The following is a 15,495-nucleotide window of genomic DNA, read 5'->3' on the forward strand; positions in this document are numbered from 1 at the left end:
AACCCTATTAGTAAAACCTCTATTTATTCTATAAATTCAAATTCAAAATCTAATAGACGTATCGTATCACCATCTTTAGCACCACGTTTTCTAAGGGCATCATCTACTCCCATTGTTCGTAGCTGACGTGAAAAACGTTGTATTGCTTCATCTCTTGCAAAATCTGTCATCTTAAAGAGTTTTTCTATTTTTGCACCGGATAGTACAAATGCACCGTCGTCATCTCTAGAAATTTGAAAAGGTTCTTCTTCTTTTTGATATCGATAAACAACTTCTTTATCTGTCTCTTCCAACTCAGTTGAAACTTTCGGTATCGAGTCTAATTTATCTGCAATTGCAAAGAGTATTTCCCGAAGGCCTTCTTTGGTCAATGCAGAGATTTCAAAAATCGGTATATCTTCGTTTAATTTACCCTTAAATTCAACAAGGTTTTCTTTTGCACTTGGCATGTCCATTTTGTTTGCCGCAATAATTTGCGGACGCTTTAACAAACTAGGATCGTATTCTTTTAATTCATTATTTATTTTCACATAATCTTCGTACGGATCTCTTCCTTCCATACTAGCCATGTCTATAACATGTACGATTAATCTCGTACGTTCTACATGACGAAGAAATTGATGTCCTAAACCAACACCCGCATGCGCACCCTCAATCAACCCCGGTAAATCTGCCATGACAAAACTACGATGGTCTTCGGTATCAACAACCCCTAAATTTGGTGATAGCGTTGTAAAATGATAATCTGCAATTTTGGGTTTTGCAGCACTAACTACAGAAATAAATGTTGACTTCCCTACACTTGGGAAACCAACAAGCCCAACATCCGCAATTACTTTTAACTCTACTTTTATGTTTCGTTCTTCCCCTGGCTCACCATTTTCTGCAAAGTCTGGAGCAGGATTTCTCGGTGTAGCAAACCTTGAGTTTCCTCGACCACCACGACCACCATGTACAATTATCGCTCTTTGACCTTGTGTAGTTAGATCGGCAATCACTTCTTCTGTATCTTCATCCATAACAGTAGTACCTGGTGGAACAGGAATAACTAATGGTTCAGCATTTTTTCCGTGCTGATTCTTACTCATACCATTTTCCCCACGTTTACCCTTGAAATGGCGGTTATATCGGAAGTCCATCAATGTGTTAAGCCCTTCATCTACTTCAAATATAATATCAGCACCATTTCCTCCATCACCACCAGCTGGGCCGCCTTTTGGTACATATTTTTCTCTGCGGTAGGCGACAAGGCCGTTCCCTCCATCACCAGCTTTTACGTATACTCGTACCTGATCTACAAACATTCAGACTCACCTCACTATATCTTTGGAGTAATAAATCGTCTTACTATTCCATCTTCAGTTTCATATATGCTTCCTTTATTATTTTCTTCATTAATATCCAAAGTATGAGACTTATTCACAAGACCATCAATAAAAAAGCAAGTTTCAATACTTTGTTTATCTTCTGTTTCTTTTATGGTTAATTCCATTTCATATAACTGATCCCCATCAGAAATTTTCTTCATGTATTCCATGAACTCTTTACATTCTGTTAATAAAATTTCATCGAGATGTTCAAGGTTTTGATTTTCAATATCAATTGTATATGTAATTCGAAAGTTTTTGTAAATGTGATTAAATTGAATAAGCCATAATGCAAATTTTGGTGTTTGCAATATTGTTAGTTTTCTTTCCTCGTTTAAGAGCGAAAATAACTCCTCCAACTTTTCTTCTACTTTATTGGTTTTCCCCATAGATAAGTAACCTTGAACAAGTTGAAGTTGATTCAGTAAATCGTGTCGATAATGCTGAAGCAGTTGTATAACTTCAAGATCTTTCATTTTCTCTCCCCCCACCATGATGAAAGTATAGCAGAAAATGAAGAGAATTAACATGAAGAGTTTGTTCAAAAAGCAATTGAAAGAACAAAGGCGCTGGAGCCGGACGTGGCCTTTTCTGAATAATTATCCACATGCATAAATTTTATAATTTCCTAAACCAACAAAAAACTCCAACCAACAATTTGGCTGGAGTTTTATTTTTTTACGCTTCTTATACGGCTGGATAAACACTAACCTTTTTGCGATCACGACCATAGCGTTCGAATTTTACAACACCATCAACTTTAGCAAAAAGTGTATCATCCCCACCGCGGCCTACATTCTCACCAGGGTAAATTTTTGTACCGCGTTGACGGTATAAAATTGAACCACCAGTTACGAATTGACCATCAGCACGTTTTGCACCAAGGCGTTTTGCTTCAGAGTCACGACCGTTCTTAGAACTACCAACACCCTTTTTCGTTGCGAAAAACTGTAAGTCTAAACGTAGCATTTATTCCACCTCCTCTTTTATTTGAATGAAATCACCATAATCTTGCTCAATAGTCTTTAAGGAAATAAGCATCCCTTCGAAGAGAAGTTGTACTTTGTTCATAATAGAAGAGTCAAGTTCATCCGGTATGGTTACATATAAATAACCACCTTCTGAGCCTTGTTCAATTCCTAATTCCAATTCACACAATTCCATTACTGCATTAACAGCACCAAATGAAACTGCTGAAACTCCTGCGCACACCAGATCAAATCCATATGGACCACTTCCAGCATGTCCAGAAAGTTCAAATGCATTTATTTGATTTTTTAGCCGATATACAGTAACTTGAATCATACACTTATATCCTTATGCATTAATTTTTTCGATTACTAATTTAGTATATGGTTGACGATGACCTTGTTTACGATGATAGTTTTTCTTAGGTTTGAATTTAATTACTGAAATTTTCTTTTGTCGACCATGTTTTTCAACTTTAGCCGTAACAGTAGCACCTTCAACGAAAGGAGCTCCGACTTTAGCGTCATCTCCACCTACGAAAAGAACTTTATCAAAAGTTACAGATTCATTTTCACCTGCAGCAAGCTTTTCTACATAAATTGCTTGGCCTTCTTCAACCTTGAATTGTTTACCACCTGTTTCGATAATTGCGTACATAATTGCACCTCCTCAATTACTCAGACTCGCCATTTAGGTACTAACTAGTAGTTTTATCACCTATTCTGTGCGGTTGTAGCACTGGTGCTACGATAAATAACATATTGATGTTATCATCTATAGAGTTTCTTGTCAAGAAGAAGTTGGCTATACTGTATAACTTCATTTAGCCAGTTAAGACGTGACAAAGACTTCCCCAATCTGGCTATTATATTGTTTATCATTAAAATAAGAGTACAGACAGTCCGTTTCATCTACAACAATTCTATCACTATTTGCAAAGTTGATATAGATGGAATGTTTGATTTCCCTTCTAAATTTGGAAAATACATCCATCAATTTCAAATCGGATGGTACTTTTATAGGTTCAACCTTTGCAACATGTGAAGAGCCCTCATATCGATTCAACAAAAAACGAATAAATACAAAATATCTCTGTTTCCAGTCTTTCCAATTTTCCACTATTAAAAAAAGCATGATCATCATTGTACTTAAAGTAAATGGAAAAAAGACGAGTTGTAGGATTAGGAAAACGATACTTAATATGATGGATGAAATGATAGTGGTTTCATAAGCCTTCTTATATGGTAAATATTTAGATAGGATTAACATTAATAATTTACCACCATCCAAAGGCCATATCGGTATTAAGTTAAACAATAGAATGATAGAATTATAATACATTGCTGTATCCATGATATTTTCTGGCACTAATGGGGTAAAGGCTAAAAAAAATAAAAGCAGGTGTATGATTACGTGCTGAAATGGCCCCGCTACCGTTACAAGTGCTTCTTCTTTTATAGAACGATTGCCGTGTTCATCTGTATCCAATACCCCTCCAAAAACCCACAACATGATTCCCCGTATTCGCCATTTAAAATGCCTTGCCATCAAAAAGTGGCCCAGCTCATGAATAAAAACGATGGATAAAATAATAGACAAATCGATAAATGTTCCAGTGATAACAGAAATGATAATGAAAATAATTAATATAGGGTGTAAATGAATTTTAGGTAAAATATTAAGGCTTTTCATCAACCTGAATCACCTGGACTGGATCAATAAATTTATTATCCTTTTCGATTGAAAAATAAACCATTTCATTATCACTAGATGGCTGAAATGTTCCCAATGGTTGATTGTTTACAACGAATTGGTATAAATGAACATCAATATCACTTAAATAACCATAACTAGATGTAGTTCCATCTGCATGCTGTACAATCACGGTTTTCTCAGTTTCTTTATCTTTTCCAGCAAATATGACAATTCCATCACGTAATGCGGAAACCTCCGTTGTTTCTTCTGGAGCAATTTTTATTCCTTTCCCGTTTACATGAAATGACTCTGTTATATTCCCACTAACTGGAAGCGCCATTGTTTCCGCTGCTTGCGTTTGCGGGGGTAATTCTGGTGAAAAAGCTAAAGGGTTTCCAAATGTATCACGATACCATTCATTTACTTGTGCAAAAGGAAATTCCTTTGTAAGAGCACCGCTTGTCCATTGTTTAGGCGCATCAAGAGCTTCGGAATCCGTGTTTTGAAGCAATGCTACTCCTAAAAATAACATAACAGACAACATTCCCTTTAAAATAAAACCAGTCACCAAGGTTCCCTTTTTTTCCGATGGACTTACTTCTTCTGAAAAGAAAGGATAAAAACCATGCTTTTCTTCGTCTTGCGGAAATGCTGGATAAATCTTTTTCATATCACTTCCTTTTGAAATCGAACCCCTTAACTTCTTACGTTTTTCAATTGCCTTTCTAACTTTCTTTACTCCTCTATCCATAAGCCTCACTATCCTTCATAAACATTTGTACAAGTATATGTGACTTTAAAGGACATATGAAGAAAAAATAAAAAAGATGCAATGAAAGTATTCATTACATCCTTTAAATTAGGATCTTATTCCAAAAAATTTCTTCACTTTTTGAAACATACCTTTTTCATTTTCTAATGATTGTAATGGGACTGTTTCCCCTAAAATTCTACGTGCAATATTACGGTAAGCTATGGATGCCTTCCTATTTGGGGTTAAAGCAACCGGTTCCCCTCTATTGGATGCTTTAATAACTTCTTCATCATCTACAACAATACCAATTAAATCAATAGAAAGTAATTGAACTATATCATCAATATCAATCATGTCACCAGATTTCACCATATGGTTCCGAATACGATTGATAATGAGCCTTGGCGAATCCTTCATTTCCTCTTTTTCTAGTAAACCAATAATCCGGTCGGCATCCCTAACGCTAGATTTCTCTGGTGTTGTAACAACTATTGCTCGATCAGCTCCTGCAACAGCATTTTGAAATCCTTGCTCTATACCAGCAGGACAATCAATAATTATGTAATCATACTCTTGTTTTAATTCCGCTATTATCTTTTTCATTCCTTCTTGTGTAACAGCTGACTTATCACTAGTTTGCGCAGCAGGAAGCAATGATAAATAATCAAAACGCTTATCCTTAATAAGTGCTTGCTTTAATTTACAACGTTCTTCTATAACATCGACGATATCATAGATGATGCGATTTTCTAATCCCATAATAACATCAAGATTTCTTAAGCCAATATCCGTATCTATTAAACACACTTTTTTCTCCATTAAAGCTAGAGCTGTTCCTATATTAGCCGATGTAGTAGTTTTACCAACACCGCCCTTGCCAGAGGTAATAACGATTGCTTCACCCATTCTGTACTCTCCTTTCAAATCTGCCCAATTCTTTACTCTTATGTAAAAGAATTTGCAGCCTGTCAATGATGATCTTGTCTTGTTCCTCATCTACAAGACCACACTCCATATACACGCCCTCGGATTCATAGTCAGGAGCCCGACTAATATAGTCAGCTATTCTAAGCTGCGACGGTTTCATATAAGAAGCTACGATACAAGAGTTACGATCGCCTTCTACACCTGCATGAGCAATTCCAAATAAACTCCCCATGATATAGATATTTCCAGTCGAAATTACCTTCCCTCCAGGATTAACATCACCAATTAAGAGTAAATCACCTTTTACCTCTAATTCTTGACCCGATCGAACGATACGATTAATAACTTTTATTTCACTATCTTCTTTCCATTTTAAAGCATCTTCTTTTCTAATTACCTCGGATTCAATGGAATCAATTTGAAAACCATTAACCTCATTTATAATTTCACTGAGTTGTCTATCTTGATCATCTTGTAAATAACGGTTACCTAATTTAATTTTAACAGATACAATGGGATCCTCTTTTTTTGGTTTATTTTTTTTTATTTTCTCATGAAGCTCCTTAATGGCTTCACTAAAAGAACATGTTTCGTCAATAAAAAGAGTTAGCCCTTCCCTCGTTCCTTTTATTGTGATTAATTGTTTCTTATCTTGCACAATAAGTTCACCTCATTAATCCTAGCCATTTGCCTATCTATTTTGGCGGATAAATATATCTATCAAACTAATCCCAGCTTAATTCACTTCCCCATTTATTAAACCTTTTAACTAACAAGAAATATATTATAATAAAGAATACTATATTCAAAAGTACCGTTGGAAGTAAACGGTTCAACCAGTAATGCTGCCAGCTGAACGTAATAACCCCAACTAAATCATAAATAAATGTAATTAATAAGTCACTAACAACAAGTCCAAGAATACTGAATAGAAGAGTTACGAAAAAATTTCCATGAAGGAATTTTTTAGAAACATGAACCATATATATAACTATACCATAGGAAAACATGTATACACCTAAAATACCAGTATAAACAATGTCTATTAATAAGCCGAATATGAGTGCATAAATAAGAGCATTATAGGAATTTCCTCTATCAAAGAACATCTCTATTAAGATTAAAACGATTAAAATCCAATGTGGTACAAACATTTTATCACCTAACACAATACTAGATGGTAGAAAGTTTATAGCCACACCTTCTAAAATAAGAAACAGAAAGAGGAATAAAAGGATATATATTCGTTTCATTCCTCTTCCTCCTCTCCAACATCTGTTTCTGTTGCATCACGGTCTAATACCATCACATGGTTAATATCATATAAATCAGCAGCTGGTTCCACTAATGCTGTTCTAGTTAATCCATATTTATCTGGTACTACGTCTTTTACTTTTCCAATGACAATACCCGCTGGGAATACTCCCCCCATACCGGAAGAAACGACAAGTTCATCTTTTTTAATATTTTTGTCTGACTCTTTAATAATTCGGAACATTAAAGTGCCTGTCTCCTTATCGAACCCTTCAACCATCCCAAAAATATCTTTACCTTTGTCACGGGAGATCATGGCGGATATACGGTTAAATTGGTCAAACCCAGTTAATAATTGCACTTTCGATGTGTATTGCTGTACGGTTTGAATTTTTCCAACCATTCCTTCAGCAGTTCTTACAACCATGTTTTTCCTAACTCCATGTTGTTTTCCTCTGTTGATAGTAACCTCGTCTAACCAGCGTTCCGGAGATCTTGAAATAACGATGGCCGGAATTGTACGAAAGTCCCTTAATAAATCGGATTCCGTTAATTCAAGTTGATCTCTTAGTTCTTTATTTTCATCTTTTAACTCTTGAACTTCATAAATTAAACCTTTATACTCTCCCAATTGCTCTCTTAATACTTGGTTTTCACTATACGTATTTTTAATATCATCAATATTAGTAAATATGTTGGTGAAAAATGTTACTGGTACATGAACAATGTTTTGAACCCATCCTACGGTATCATTAATAATTTGTTCAGCAATCGTAACATTTTCCCTATCTCTTAAGGAATACCCAATTAATGCTACTAGCACAATAAATCCAATTAAAAAAATTAATAAACGTTTATTTCTAAAAAATGGCATTACTACACCCTCTTAATTTGTAGATGGACGAGAAGATACATTTGGATGGGAACGAAAATGCTTCATAAACTCTAAAGATTTTCCCGTACCAATTGCCACACTATCTAAAGGATTTTCCGCAATAAATATTGGCATCTTAGTCTCATCGCTTATTACTTTGTCTATGTTTTTTAATAATGCACCTCCACCAGATAAAACAATTCCACGATCCATTATATCCGCGGCTAATTCAGGTGGGGTTGTTTCCAATGTTGCCTTCACGGCTTCAACAATGGAATCCACTGTATCTTTCAGGGATGTCGCAATTTCTTTTGAAGTAATTGTTATAGTCTTTGGTAAACCAGTTATTAAATCTCGTCCTCTTATATCTAGTTCGGCATCTTCTAACTGATTATTTGCAGATCCAATTTCCATCTTAATGGATTCTGCAGATCTTTCTCCAATTAATAAACTATATTGTTTACGTATATAATTAATAATTGCTTCGTCCATATTATCTCCAGCTACACGGATGGATTGACTAGTTACAATTCCACCTAACGAAATAACCGCTACCTCAGTTGTTCCTCCGCCAATATCAACAATCATACTGCCAGTTGGTTCCCAAACCGGTAAGCCAGACCCAATTGCAGCTGCAAAAGGTTCAGAAATTGGAAAGGCCTCTTTTGCACCAGCTTGTTTTGTAGCATCTATTACAGCCCGTTCTTCAACCATTGTTATCCCAGAAGGTACACAAACCATAACATTAGGCTTTCTAGCAAATAACGAACGATTTTTCATCGCTTTTTTTATGTAATATTTCATCATTATAGAAGTCGTATCGTAATCAGCAATAACACCATCCTTCATCGGGCGAATAACAGAAATATTCCCTGGTGTACGACCAATCATATTTTTAGCAGCTATTCCAACTGCCTCTACCTCACCAGTTTCATTATTTTTTGCAACGACAGATGGCTCTCTAACTACTATCTCTTTTCCCTTCACAAAAACTAATGTATTGGCAGTACCTAAATCAATTCCGAAATCCTGTGAAAAGCTCAATTGTCCCAAATATATCTTCCTCTCTGGTTCCTTCATCAACGTATAACAGATTAACTATATCGATTAAATTTGGAAGATGCAAACATTCCTGTTTTTTCATGCAAAACCGTCATTACATCTTAAGAAGCGCCAAATTCAATATAACATCGAAAGAGGCGCTACATTTTTAGTCTATATAATTATACGAAAAAAATTCTAAATTGGATAGTTATAAATACCCTTTTTCTTTTAATGATATAAATTTTCTATCTCCAATAATTAAGTGATCTAAAAGTTCTATACCAATCATCTTTCCGGATTCAACTAATCTTCTAGTAACATGGATATCTTCTTGTGACGGTGAGGGGTCCCCCGAGGGATGATTATGCGCTACAATGATAGAGGCTGCGGATCTTTTTACTGCTTCTCTGAATACTTCTCTTGGGTGAACAATTGAAGCGTTTAGACTTCCGATAAAAATAGTTTGTCTATGAATGACTTGATTTTTTGTATTAAGAAATAAAACAACAAAGTGCTCTTGTTTTAGGCTTCTCATTTCTTCCATAATATAATCCGCTCCGTCATCTGGGGAACGAATAATATATTTGTCATCTGGTTTATATTGATTCATTCTTTTACCCAACTCTATTGTAGCTAATAGCAGTACACCTTTTGCTACACCTATTCCCTTTATTGCCATCAATTCTTCGATAGTAGCATCAGTTAACAATTTCAATCCTTCAAAATGCATTAATACCCTATTAGACAATGTTATTACCGATTCTTCCTTCGTACCACTACCCAATAGGATGGCAAGTAATTCTTGATTAGATAAATGTCCTGCTCCATGCTTTAATAAACGTTCGCGTGGGCGATCTTCTTTAGGCACATCTTTAATCATAATAGTCTGTCCCGACATTTTAAAACCCCCTTACAAGTATATAGTCACCATGATACTTGACTTTCGGAGTTTCATACAAGTTACTAAAAAGTAAATTTTGAAGTTGTACACCTATAGAGAAACTAAAAAACTGGAAGGTTTTTTTAAAATTGAACCATTTATATTTGTTAAAACAAAAAAACAGACAATCTTTATTAACTGCCTGCTTTATTGATTACTTTTTCATATTCAAACATTAAATCTAGTAAATATTTTTGCCCTTTTAACCCGGAATCAGATTTCAATTGTTCGATACGATTAACTAGTGGCTCCAATTTGTCAGAACTATTGACTTTTGGTAATTCTGCCCAATTATCTTTGGAAATGTTATCCGATTGCTTTACATTATCTTCCCATTTTTGTTGAAATGCTAATAGCCATTCCTGCTCATCTTTGGTTAAACCAACATTTCCTTGTTTCGTTTCCCATTCTTTTATATACAAGTCATGCTTATCATCTAGCTGACTTACGATAGATTCTGCCTGTGCCTTTGTTTCAGCGATACCTAATAATAGGAAATACTGACCATCTCGGTTCCAAATCATAACTGGTAAACCACTATTCGAAAAATTTTTCGCCCAATTTTCCGCATTCTTTTTCTCTGAAAAAACACCTGCTTGTAAAACAAAACCATGTAACGATTCTAAGGTGAAATTTGATGTTTCTGCAGTGTTCGCAGAATTATCTTCATTCGTTTTTTCTTTATCATTATCTGCTTGGGTAGCTGAGGGAACACTTGATGAATCTTGATTATTAATACCGTCTTTTACGTCGATTAATACTTGAAACATGATTACACTTAAAATACCACCAATTAATATAGCAGAAACAACCGCAGTTAAAATCGATTTTAATAAAGGATTTTTACTAGTTTTCTTATGCGGCGTTGCTTCTGTTAGGACTGATTTTCTTTCAAATGTTTTTATCGGATCATCATCTGACTCGTGAAGGGTAGCAGCTGATTCACGCTTAGAAGAATTGATATTTTGTTTTGGGTATTGCTTGATTACTTTTCCGTTCTCTTTGATAATGATTTGCTTCTTCTTGTCCATTGGTATCCCTTTCCTATGCTAGAGTCGTTTATCCCACTCTAGCATAGTACAATTAAAAAGTAAGACGAATGTTGTCACCCTAGCAAATAATCGTATGTCATAATATACTGTTTTTCGACATAGAACAATGGCGCTGGAGCCGGACGTGGTTATTTCTATATCTAAGTGAGCCACAGCCATACAAATTTTATAATTTCCTGGACAACGAAAAGAATAGGGAATAGCGTACATCCGCTATTCCCTATTCTCATTAATTTTGTAATTCCTCAAGTCTCGTTTTTACTTTTGCTTGCTTATCCAAATAATCCTGCTCTTTCCGTTTTTCTTCGTCAACTACTGCTTGTGGAGCTTTATTTACAAATCCTTCATTAGCAAGTTTCTTCTGAACACGCTCTACTTCTTTATTCCATTTTTCAAGTTCTTTCTCTAAACGTTTTATTTCTTTATCAAAATCAATTAAACCTTCGAGCGGTAAATAGATTTCTGCTCCTGTAACTACCGCAGTCATTGCTTTTTCAGGTACATCAATATCTTTAGCAATAACCAATTCACTAGGATTACAGAAATGTTCTAAGTACATTCTATTTTGTTCTAATTCTCTTAAAATATTTTCATCCTTAGCTTCAACTAGCATCTTAATGGATTTAGACATTGGCGTATCTACTTCAGCACGAATATTACGAACAGATTTAATGATGGCAACTAGTCGTTTCATCTCGTTTGAAGCTTGCTCATCATGAAAGTCCTCTCTTGGTTCTGGCCAACTAGCTACTGTAATGGAATCCCCTTGATGAGGAAGTTTTTGCCAAATTTCCTCGGTAATAAATGGCATAAATGGATGAAGCATACGCATGATTTGATCAAGTACATATGCCAACACAGAGCGTGTTGTGTTTTTCTTCTCTTCATCCGATCCATATAATGGTATTTTTGCCATTTCGATATACCAGTCACAGAATTCATCCCAAATGAAATTATACAAGTGACGGCCAGCTTCACCAAATTCATATTTATCTGTATTCTTCGTTACATGTTCGATTGTTTCATTCAATCTTGTTAATATCCATTTATCCGCAAGTGATTTTTCACCGGATAAATCAATATCTTCATAAGTGAATCCTTCCATATTCATTAAAGAGAACCTAGAAGCATTCCAAACTTTATTCGCGAAATTCCATGTAGATTCGACTTTTTCCCAATAAAAGCGCAAATCTTGACCTGGTGTCGAACCGGTTAATAAGAAGTATCTCAACGAATCTGCACCATATTTATCGATAACATCCATTGGGTCAACCCCATTACCTAAGGATTTACTCATTTTACGACCCTCTGCATCACGAATTAATCCATGAATTAAAACATCCTTAAATGGTCTTTCTCCGGTAAATTCTTTAGATTGAAATATCATCCGTGCTACCCAGAAGAAAATGATATCATATCCCGTTACAAGAACATCCGTTGGGAAGTAACGTTTAAAGTCTTCCGATTCTTCATTAGGCCAGCCCATTGTAGAAAATGGCCAAAGTGCTGATGAAAACCAAGTATCTAACACATCTTCGTCTTGTCTCCAATTTTCAATATCAGCTGGAGCTTCTTTTCCGACATACACTTCGCCAGTTTCTTTATGGTACCAAGCAGGAATTTGATGCCCCCACCATAATTGACGAGAAATACACCAATCACGAATATTTTCCATCCAACCTAGATAAGTTCGTTCAAATCTTTCGGGTACAAAATTCACCTTTTTATCTTGATCTTTTTGCAATTCAATAACTTCGTCTGCTAATGGTTGCATTTTAACAAACCATTGAGTCGATAAGTATGGCTCTACAACCGCTCCGCTACGTTCAGAGTGACCAACTTGATGGACACGTTCCTCAATTTTGAATAGTACTCCCATATCTTGAAGATCTTTCACGATTTGTTTCCTACATTCAAATCGATCCAATCCTTGATATTTTCCAGCATTTTCATTCATGGAACCATCTTCATTCATCACGAGAATACGTTGTAAATTATGTCGATTACCAATTTCAAAGTCATTTGGGTCATGCGCAGGTGTAATTTTAACTGCCCCAGAACCTAACTCCATATCCACATATTCATCAGCCACTATTTCTATTTCTCTACCCACAATTGGTAAAATGACTGTTTTACCAATTAAATGTTTATATCTATCATCTTTAGGATGGACAGCAACAGCTGTATCCCCTAGCATTGTTTCAGGACGAGTAGTAGCTATTTCAATCGTCTCATCACTATCTTTTATCGGATATTTCATATGATAGAATTTACCATGTATTTCTTCATAGATTACCTCAATATCGGATAGAGCCGTTTGAGTGGTTGGGTCCCAATTGATAATATATTCACCACGATAAATAAGCCCTTTTTCATATAATTTTACAAATACTTCTTTTACCGCATCTGATAATCCTTCATCTAATGTAAAGCGTTCACGGGAATAATCTAGGCCAAGTCCAAGCTTTTCCCATTGCGAGCGGATAAAGTCAGCATACTCTTCTTTCCACTCCCATGCTTGTTCTAAGAATTTTTCCCTACCTAAATCATAACGACTTCTTCCTTGTTCTTTCAATTTAGCTTCTACTTTTGCTTGGGTAGCAATCCCCGCATGGTCCATTCCCGGTAACCACAATACATCATACCCTTGCATACGTTTCATTCGGGATACTGTATCCTGCATCGTTGTATCCCAAGCATGTCCTAAATGTAATTTCCCAGTCACATTTGGTGGTGGAATAACAATAGAATAGGGTTCTTTTTCCGGATCATTTGTCGCTTCAAAGAACTTACCGTCTAGCCAAAATTGGTAGCGCCCTTTTTCTACTTCCTGAGGATTATATTTTGGTGGAAGATTTGAATATTCATTATCACTCATAGTATTACCTCCTAATACTTTTTGTCTTATGTAGGACTAAATGTTTCTACTTACTTTTCGTGGCAAAATAAAAACCCTTCCATCCATAAAAGGACGAAAAGGATTGATTTTCGCGGTACCACCTTTGTTTATTAATTCCAAAAATTGAATTAATACACTTCATTCACATAACGGCATATTACCGGCTTCTTCTACTGCAAGTTCAAAGAAGCTGCATCATGGGCGACCTTCCAAAATAAGTATTCCTAGGAAATTTTCAGCACTAGATTTCCCTCTCTGAAGGTATTATTTTGTACTCTTCCCAATCACTGCATTTGATTAATACTATATATTATCCATATTTTATAGCTTAGTTTATCTTTCGTCAAATTATATATTCCTATTTTTTCACAAATATGGTGTAAGTATACATATTATATAGTGATTCTTCATTAGTGGGGTATTTACTACCCTTATCCCATGGAAATAATAAACAATTTATTGTGGAAAATGAGGTGATTATAATGGGTAGATATTATCGATATAAGTTACCACCGTGGGCAAGAAAATGTGTTTTTATTTTAGAAAGAGTGACATTGCCCATTTTACTTTTTCAACTCATTCGGACAATTTTCTTTCCATCCTTTTTCGATTTAATATTATTAGGGATTTTAATCGGGATTTTAATATGCTTTTATTTACGGTGGATTTAAACTTCTAAATCATCTAAATCTAACGTTTCATATTCTTTCTCTATAAACGCCGACCATTGTAATCCAAAAATAATTTTTCTGTATTCATATTGAATGTTTGTTACGTGTTGTATCATTGATAAATTACGTACACCACTCACATAGTCATTAATATTTTGTATATAATTCGTTGGCGAAAGTAAATAAATGGATAAAAATTGAAGTTCTGGTAACGTTAATTCATTAATATCTGTGTAGGAGGAAAAGTTGTCAATATAAAGTTCAGTAGAAGGATTGAAACTACCAATTTCATTTTGAAAAAATAAGATCAGGTCCATAACAGGATTATCAAAACGCGCAGATTCCCAGTTAATAAAGTATGATTTTTTAATATGTGAATGGTCTAATCTATGATGACATAGTGAAGAACTCCATGTTAAATTATCTTCCTCATGGTCATTTATAAAGCGATTAATTCGTTTATCCACTTCAACAAATGCATATTCTATGTCACGAAAATGAGTACAGACAAGCAGCTCAAACGGAGACATATACTGCTTTTTTTCGAATTGGTGAATAAATGTGAGTAATTGCTTTCCCATCTCCCTACAATAGTTTTGAAAAGAAAAAAATGGATTGGAAACCGTTTCTATATCTATTTTTTGAATCCGTTTCGTTTTCCAATGTAATTTTGCCAACGATTCATAGAAGTTAGAAACCCAGTTCATATCCCTTTCTCTATTTGTATCATTAATCCAGGGAGACAAATAAAATATGGATTGTTCATGACGATAATACAAATTACCTTCTTTTGTTAAATATACTGGTAGCACCATATCAAGATTTTGGGTGTTTGAATATCGATAAATCGTTTCCCATTGTTTCACCATGTCTTCTGTTAAACCACTTCTTTTTAACGCGTATTCTCTATTATAATCTTTAATATAATAGAGTTGAGATGTTACTTGATTGATCTTTAGTGGATGGATATTATACGCAGCAAGTACATTATTAATATTATCCGTCATTATACCACCACCTTATAGAATACTTGACTTTAATATTTACTT

The 15,495-nt window shown here is 34.9% G+C and carries 16 protein-coding genes and 2 other annotated features; all 16 genes read right to left on the bottom strand.

Going from position 1 to position 15,495, the window contains the following annotated elements; translation table 11 throughout:
* Positions 1-23: 23 nt before the first annotated feature.
* Positions 24-1,304 (bottom strand): GTPase ObgE, encoded by a 1,281-nt coding sequence (obgE, locus tag ACFQ18_RS02780; RefSeq protein ID WP_047183725.1) that lies wholly within the window; start codon positions 1,302-1,304, stop codon positions 24-26.
* Positions 1,305-1,318: 14 nt separating this feature from the next.
* Positions 1,319-1,843, bottom strand: coding sequence for a Spo0B domain-containing protein (locus tag ACFQ18_RS02785; RefSeq protein ID WP_060667947.1), 525 nt, complete (start codon positions 1,841-1,843; stop codon positions 1,319-1,321).
* 211 nt (positions 1,844-2,054) lie between these two features.
* Positions 2,055-2,336, bottom strand: coding sequence for a 50S ribosomal protein L27 (gene rpmA / locus ACFQ18_RS02790; protein WP_047183723.1), 282 nt, complete (start codon positions 2,334-2,336; stop codon positions 2,055-2,057).
* Positions 2,337-2,672: a ribosomal-processing cysteine protease Prp gene (locus tag ACFQ18_RS02795; protein WP_047183722.1), complete on the bottom strand. Its 336-nt coding sequence runs from the start codon at positions 2,670-2,672 to the stop codon at positions 2,337-2,339.
* Positions 2,673-2,684: 12 nt separating this feature from the next.
* Positions 2,685-2,993: a 50S ribosomal protein L21 gene (gene rplU, locus ACFQ18_RS02800; RefSeq protein ID WP_047183721.1), complete on the bottom strand. Its 309-nt coding sequence runs from the start codon at positions 2,991-2,993 to the stop codon at positions 2,685-2,687.
* A gap of 12 nt (positions 2,994-3,005) precedes the next feature.
* Positions 3,006-3,078: a sequence feature (ribosomal protein L21 leader region), on the bottom strand.
* An 89-nt stretch (positions 3,079-3,167) separates the two neighbouring features.
* Complete coding sequence (locus tag ACFQ18_RS02805; RefSeq protein ID WP_204797692.1) at positions 3,168-4,028, bottom strand: site-2 protease family protein; 861 nt, start codon at positions 4,026-4,028, stop codon at positions 3,168-3,170.
* Complete coding sequence (locus ACFQ18_RS02810) at positions 4,015-4,782, bottom strand: M23 family metallopeptidase (RefSeq protein ID WP_047183719.1); 768 nt, start codon at positions 4,780-4,782, stop codon at positions 4,015-4,017. Before ACFQ18_RS02810 ends, ACFQ18_RS02805 begins: the two co-directional genes overlap by 14 nt.
* 108 nt (positions 4,783-4,890) lie before the next feature.
* The gene (gene minD, locus ACFQ18_RS02815; protein WP_047183718.1) at positions 4,891-5,691 is read right to left on the bottom strand and encodes a septum site-determining protein MinD; all 801 of its coding nucleotides are present in this window, start codon (positions 5,689-5,691) and stop codon (positions 4,891-4,893) included.
* Positions 5,684-6,370 carry a septum site-determining protein MinC gene (gene minC / locus ACFQ18_RS02820; protein ID WP_047183717.1) on the bottom strand — a complete coding sequence of 229 codons (687 nt, stop codon included), beginning with the start codon at positions 6,368-6,370 and terminating at the stop codon, positions 5,684-5,686. Before minC ends, minD begins: the two co-directional genes overlap by 8 nt.
* 67 nt (positions 6,371-6,437) lie before the next feature.
* Entirely contained in the window at positions 6,438-6,965 is a 528-nt protein-coding gene (gene mreD, locus ACFQ18_RS02825) for a rod shape-determining protein MreD (protein WP_047183716.1), read from the bottom strand.
* Positions 6,962-7,840 carry a rod shape-determining protein MreC gene (mreC, locus tag ACFQ18_RS02830; RefSeq protein WP_047183715.1) on the bottom strand — a complete coding sequence of 293 codons (879 nt, stop codon included), beginning with the start codon at positions 7,838-7,840 and terminating at the stop codon, positions 6,962-6,964. The genes mreD and mreC overlap by 4 nt, the downstream gene beginning before the upstream one ends.
* A gap of 12 nt (positions 7,841-7,852) precedes the next feature.
* Positions 7,853-8,893, bottom strand: coding sequence for a rod shape-determining protein (locus ACFQ18_RS02835; RefSeq protein WP_047183714.1), 1,041 nt, complete (start codon positions 8,891-8,893; stop codon positions 7,853-7,855).
* A 199-nt stretch (positions 8,894-9,092) separates the two neighbouring features.
* Positions 9,093-9,782, bottom strand: coding sequence for a RadC family protein (gene radC, locus ACFQ18_RS02840; protein ID WP_047183713.1), 690 nt, complete (start codon positions 9,780-9,782; stop codon positions 9,093-9,095).
* Positions 9,783-9,958: 176 nt separating this feature from the next.
* Positions 9,959-10,855, bottom strand: a complete 897-nt coding sequence (locus tag ACFQ18_RS02845; RefSeq protein ID WP_060667948.1) for an SPOR domain-containing protein — start codon at positions 10,853-10,855, stop codon at positions 9,959-9,961.
* 250 nt (positions 10,856-11,105) lie between these two features.
* Complete coding sequence (locus tag ACFQ18_RS02850; protein ID WP_047183711.1) at positions 11,106-13,754, bottom strand: valine--tRNA ligase; 2,649 nt, start codon at positions 13,752-13,754, stop codon at positions 11,106-11,108.
* 86 nt (positions 13,755-13,840) lie between these two features.
* Positions 13,841-14,072, bottom strand: a binding site (T-box leader).
* 370 nt (positions 14,073-14,442) lie between these two features.
* On the bottom strand, positions 14,443-15,453 hold the full coding sequence (locus ACFQ18_RS02855) for a protein kinase family protein (RefSeq protein ID WP_047183710.1): 1,011 nt from the start codon (positions 15,451-15,453) through the stop codon (positions 14,443-14,445).
* Positions 15,454-15,495: the final 42 nt, after the last annotated feature.

The organism is Oceanobacillus caeni (genome assembly GCF_042678465.1).
Taxonomy (GTDB): Bacteria; Bacillota; Bacilli; order Bacillales; family Amphibacillaceae; genus Oceanobacillus; species Oceanobacillus caeni.

Bases quoted from the DNA above. Each gene is read 5' to 3' on its own strand.
- ACFQ18_RS02850 (WP_047183711.1), bottom strand. From the start codon at position 13,754: ATGAGTGATAATGAATATTCAAATCTTCCACCAAAATATAATCCTCAG.
- ACFQ18_RS02855 (WP_047183710.1), bottom strand. From the start codon at position 15,453: ATGACGGATAATATTAATAATGTACTTGCTGCGTATAATATCCATCCA.
- radC (WP_047183713.1), bottom strand. From the start codon at position 9,782: ATGTCGGGACAGACTATTATGATTAAAGATGTGCCTAAAGAAGATCGC.
- ACFQ18_RS02845 (WP_060667948.1), bottom strand. From the start codon at position 10,855: ATGGACAAGAAGAAGCAAATCATTATCAAAGAGAACGGAAAAGTAATC.
- ACFQ18_RS02785 (WP_060667947.1), bottom strand. From the start codon at position 1,843: ATGAAAGATCTTGAAGTTATACAACTGCTTCAGCATTATCGACACGAT.
- mreD (WP_047183716.1), bottom strand. From the start codon at position 6,965: ATGAAACGAATATATATCCTTTTATTCCTCTTTCTGTTTCTTATTTTA.
- minD (WP_047183718.1), bottom strand. From the start codon at position 5,691: ATGGGTGAAGCAATCGTTATTACCTCTGGCAAGGGCGGTGTTGGTAAA.
- rplU (WP_047183721.1), bottom strand. From the start codon at position 2,993: ATGTACGCAATTATCGAAACAGGTGGTAAACAATTCAAGGTTGAAGAA.
- mreC (WP_047183715.1), bottom strand. From the start codon at position 7,840: ATGCCATTTTTTAGAAATAAACGTTTATTAATTTTTTTAATTGGATTT.
- ACFQ18_RS02810 (WP_047183719.1), bottom strand. From the start codon at position 4,782: ATGGATAGAGGAGTAAAGAAAGTTAGAAAGGCAATTGAAAAACGTAAG.
- obgE (WP_047183725.1), bottom strand. From the start codon at position 1,304: ATGTTTGTAGATCAGGTACGAGTATACGTAAAAGCTGGTGATGGAGGG.
- rpmA (WP_047183723.1), bottom strand. From the start codon at position 2,336: ATGCTACGTTTAGACTTACAGTTTTTCGCAACGAAAAAGGGTGTTGGT.
- ACFQ18_RS02805 (WP_204797692.1), bottom strand. From the start codon at position 4,028: ATGAAAAGCCTTAATATTTTACCTAAAATTCATTTACACCCTATATTA.
- ACFQ18_RS02795 (WP_047183722.1), bottom strand. From the start codon at position 2,672: ATGATTCAAGTTACTGTATATCGGCTAAAAAATCAAATAAATGCATTT.